This window comes from Chitinophaga sp., from assembly GCF_036566945.1.
Classification (GTDB): Bacteria; Bacteroidota; Bacteroidia; order Chitinophagales; family Chitinophagaceae; genus Chitinophaga.
Genome location: NZ_DATCVJ010000668.1, coordinates 1 through 4727 on the forward strand (window position 1 = coordinate 1; position 4727 = coordinate 4727).

A 4727-nucleotide genomic window follows, 5' to 3' on the forward strand; every position below is an offset into this window, starting at 1 on the left:
GTTGAAACTCTGCGCTGTAGCGGGAGCGGATGTCCAGCATTCTTTTTTCGTAAGTGAGTTCCTTGTCCATATTTCTGCGGGCAGCGTCATCGGCATTATCGGTGGATATTTTATCCTGCTCTCTTTTCTGATGTCGCTCCGCAATGAGTTGTTCTACTTCGTGGGTATAGTTATTATATACCGGTAAGAATTTTTGTGCTTCTTCCGTTGTAAGGTCAAGTTTTTTTGATAGGTATTCTATCTGTATGGCTTTTATTTTTTCCGTGGGATCTTCGGATGGGGGCTGCTGTGCGCTGCTTACACCAGTGGTGTGAAGAAGCACAAACATTGCAATCCATATAAAGCTAAAACGTTTCATCATTTCTTTTCGGGTGACACTTCCTTGGATAAATCTGTTTGTTGCAGGTATTTTTCGATGGCTTCCAGCGGAACGGCTTCGTTCAGTTGCTTTTGCACCGGGGTTGCTTCCACAGAAACAGAGGATGCAAAAATAGCATCATTATCAAAAGGATCAGTGTGGGTTTGCAGGTATTCAACGATATCTTGGTCGTTCAGGTCTTCCAGTTGTCTTTCTATTTTAGAATGGCCGTTACCGGATGTAATAAACAGGATAGCGCTGCTGCCAATTAAAGCAGTTAAGCAGGCGGCCACTGTCCATTTGATCCAGGTGCTTGTATTGGTCCGGTGTACGACCCGTAATGGAGGGGCCGGCAGCAGGTGATTGACTTGCAGGGATTCAAAATAGCCTTCGGGCACGGTAAAAGGGGCCTGTTTGGGTATTGCAGCGAGGAAAGGGGAAAGGGATTCCAGTTCTGCCTGTGGCGTACTGGTTTCTTCCGCTTTAATCCGTTGCAGGATGGTTTGTGATAGGCCATCAAAGTAACCAGCAGGAATAGTTGGGTGTTGTTGAGCAGCAGGCGTGCCGGAATGCAGGTCTTCCAGCTGAATTTGCAGCATAATAGCGGCGGGCAGTTCCTCAAAGTAACCAGCCGGCACCGTGAAAGGTGCTTCAGCCGGCCAGTTGACGCCTGGTGCTATTTGTGCTAGTTCATTCGCTATGTAGGTCTGCTTGCTCATATACTGTTTTTTAGACAGTGAAGGGATTTAATAGTTTAATGTGATTTTAATCTTTTGATAAATTTCTTTAAAAATCACTTAAAATAAATATTTGTAAAATTATATGTCAGCTCCTTTCCGGATATATTCTTCTATCTTTTTTACGGCGTGGTGGTAAGAAGCTTTGAGTGCGCCTTCCGACGTTTCCAGTACTTTACTCATCTCTTCGTAGGGCATTTCGTCATAATAGCGCAGGTTAAAGACAATCCTTTGTTTATCGGGCAAACTGAGTATGGCTCTTTGTAGTTTCCACTCCAATTTATTGGGGTCGAACTGGGGATCTGCCCTGAGTTTGTTGCTTAAACCGGTTTCCACTTCTGACAGGGAAATGGATGTTTTACGCTTTTGCTGTTCCAGGAAAGTCAAACTTTCATTGGTAGCTATTTTATATAGCCAGGTATATAGTTGTGCATCCTCCCGGAAATTTTCCAGGTTTTTCCACACTTTAATAAATACATTCTGCAGCACATCATTAGCGTCGTCATGGTCCATGACCATTCTGCGAATGTGCCAGTAAAGTCTTTCCTGGTACTTCTGGATGATCAGGGTAAACCCTTTTTCCTTTGTATCAGGTATGCGGTATAATGCCAATAAAGTTTTATCGTCCTGTGAAACGGCCATAGGTTAAATGGTTCTTAACAGGTTTTAATTAGATGAATATAATTAAAAACCCACTGATAAGACCAATACTTTCACGGGAAGTTTAATGCGATTTTTTGTCTTTGCCCAGGATTATACTGATTTTGATGATTCACCAGATTTTTGTTTAGATGATTTTGAGAGATATAAAAAAGATTAGCGAAGACAGTGGCGGGTATCCGCTTCCATCTTCGCTAATCTTCAAAATTTTAAAAATTCACCCAACAAAAATCTGGTGAATCATCAAAATCAGTATAATCCTGAGTAAGACAATATTCGCGTTATGCTTTTTTCTTTCTCGCCATTGCTTTTTCAGCAGCTGCTACGATATGGTCGGCATCCAGGCCATATTTTTTCAGCAGGTCCAGTGGTTTACCGCTTTCGCCGAAAGTATCGTTGGTACCTACATATTCAATAGGAACGGGGATATGACGGGAAGCTACCTGCGCAATGCTATCACCCAGACCACCGAGTACGTTATGTTCTTCTGCAGTTACCGCACAACCAGTTTTGTTGAGGGAGGCAATCACGGCAGCTTCGTCCAGTGGTTTAATGGTGTGGATGTTGATGATTTCCACGCTGTATCCTTTTTCTTCCAGCACTTTACCGGCTTCGATAGCGATCCACACCAGGTGTCCGCAGGCGAATAAGGTAACATCTGTTCCTTCGTGAAGGATCTGCGCTTTACCCACTTCAAAATGCTGGTCTTCTGCAGTGAAGTTTGGCCATTTCGGACGGCCAAAACGGAGGTATACCGGACCTTCATAATCAGCGATGGCGATTGTAGCTGCCTTGGTTTGATTGAAATCGCAAGGTACGATCACCGTCATTCCGGGCAACATTTTCATCATGCCGATATCTTCCAGAATCTGGTGGGTAGCACCATCTTCACCCAGGGTAAGTCCTGCGTGGGAGGCACATATTTTTACGTTTTTATTGGAGTAGGCTACTGACTGACGGATCTGGTCATACACCCTACCGGTAGAAAAGTTAGCGAAAGTAGTAGTATAAGGGATTTTACCGCCAATGGTTAAGCCGGCTGCAATACCTATCATATTGGCTTCTGCAATACCTACCTGTACAAAACGATCAGGAAATTCTTTAATAAATGCGTTCAGTTTCATGGAACCGAGCAAGTCGGCTGTCAGTGCAACTACATTAGGGTTTTTACGACCTACTTCCAATATACCTTCACCAAACCCGCCACGGGTTTCTTTTTCATTTAGTGGTTGAATATCTTTTACCATTATGGTCTTTTTAAAATTGAAGTATAAAAGTAAACATTAAAAAGTGATGATCCTAGTTACTCAGCACTTTATTGCGAAGGCTTACTTCCCATTGCCATGCCGTCCGCATACTGTCTTCTATACCTATTTCAGGTGACCAGTGAAGCTTTTCTTTGGCTTTATTGTTATTGGCATAAATAGAGATTACATCCCCTTCCCTGCGTGGGCCGGTGGTATAATTCAGCTTAATGCCGGATATTTTTTCAAATGCTTTAATAGCTTCCAGTACGGTTACGCCGTTGCCGGTACCCAGGTTGAAAATTTCGCAATTGCTTTCGTTGCGGTGTTCAATCAGGTATTGCAATGCTTTCGTGTGTGCATTGGCGATATCCATTACGTGAATATAGTCACGTACGCAGGAGCCATCGCGGGTATCGTAATCGGTACCAAAAACGGTCATTTTAGGAATTTTTCCGATGGCAGTTTGGGTGATTACGGGTACCAGGTTGTCTGGTTTGCCCAGTGGCAGTTCGCCTATGAGTGCGGATGGATGAGCACCAACCGGGTTGAAATAACGGAGGAGTATAGACTGGGTATCATTGACCCGGCTATAGTCTTCAATGATTTGTTCGCCAATTTGTTTGGTGCGTGCATACGGAGACTGTGCTTCGCCGATGGGGGTTGTTTCCACAACGGGTAAGTCTTTGGTATTGCCGTATACGGAGCAGGAAGAAGAGAATACCAGGTTAGGTACATTATATTCTTTTACACATTTCAGCACATTGATCAGGGAAGTCAGGTTATTCTGAAAGTACATCAGGGGCTCGTTAACAGATTCTCCGACTGCTTTCAGGGCGGCGAAATGGATAACGCCTACAATATCCCTGTTTTCATGAAATACTGCGTTGGTATCTTCCAGGTTACAAAGATCTACTTTGTAATTGCGCACCTTCTTTCCGGTAATTTTTTCTATACCATCTAATAATTGGGGGGTACTCCTGATGTTACTGTCTACAGACACTACATCAAATCCATTATTGATCAGATCTACAATAGTATGTGCGCCAATATAGCCACATCCACCCGTAACAAGAACCTTCATGATATTTCAGATTTACTTTATTAGTTATTTCAGAACATTTTTTGATTAAGTACTGTTTCGAGGTATGCCCCGTAGCCACTTTTAAGCAGTGGTTTCGCCAATTCCTTCAGTTGATCGGCATTGATAAACCCTTTACGGAAGGCAATTTCCTCGATACAGGCAATTTTTATTCCCTGTCTTTGTTCAATCACCTGTACAAACTGTGAGGCCTGCATCAGTGAGTCAAAGGTACCGGTATCCAGCCACGCTGTACCGCGGGGCAAGATAGAAACTTTTAATTTTCCGCGTTGCAAATATTCTTTATTGACATCTGTAATTTCGTATTCACCGCGGGGACTGGGTTGCAGATTTTTCGCAATTTCCACTACGGTATTATCGTAGAAATAGAGACCAGGTACCGCGTAGTTTGACTTTGGCTGTGCTGGTTTCTCTTCTATGGATAATACGGTCATATCATCTCCGAATTCCACTACTCCATATCTTTCCGGGTCTGATACCTGGTAAGCATATACGATACCACCATCGGGATTGGCGTTATGAGCGAGTTGGGTACCAAGGCCGGCGCCATGAAAAATATTATCACCTAACACCAATGCCACGCTGTCGTTGCCGATAAATTGTTCTCCTATTACAAATGCCTGTGC

6 protein-coding genes are annotated in these 4727 nt (G+C 43.4%); all 6 read right to left on the minus strand.

Translation table 11 applies throughout. The features are described from left to right. Positions 1 to 328, minus strand: a 328-nt coding sequence (locus VIP81_RS20335) for a hypothetical protein (protein ID WP_331965429.1), incomplete at its 3' end; no start/stop codon positions are given. Between the two features lie 29 nt (positions 329 to 357). After that, entirely contained in the window at positions 358 to 1077 is a 720-nt protein-coding gene (locus tag VIP81_RS20340; RefSeq protein WP_331965432.1) for a hypothetical protein, read from the minus strand. 99 nt (positions 1078 to 1176) lie between these two features. Next, positions 1177 to 1737 carry an RNA polymerase sigma factor gene (locus VIP81_RS20345; protein ID WP_133806740.1) on the minus strand — a complete coding sequence of 187 codons (561 nt, stop codon included), beginning with the start codon at positions 1735 to 1737 and terminating at the stop codon, positions 1177 to 1179. A gap of 299 nt (positions 1738 to 2036) precedes the next feature. Then, positions 2037 to 3002 carry a transketolase family protein gene (locus VIP81_RS20350; protein WP_331965437.1) on the minus strand — a complete coding sequence of 322 codons (966 nt, stop codon included), beginning with the start codon at positions 3000 to 3002 and terminating at the stop codon, positions 2037 to 2039. Positions 3003 to 3054: 52 nt separating this feature from the next. Further along, on the minus strand, positions 3055 to 4083 hold the full coding sequence (galE, locus tag VIP81_RS20355; protein ID WP_331965440.1) for a UDP-glucose 4-epimerase GalE: 1029 nt from the start codon (positions 4081 to 4083) through the stop codon (positions 3055 to 3057). 29 nt (positions 4084 to 4112) lie between these two features. After that, the coding region (locus VIP81_RS20360; RefSeq protein ID WP_331965443.1) for a sugar nucleotidyltransferase at positions 4113 to 4727 on the minus strand (615 nt) is incomplete at its 5' end.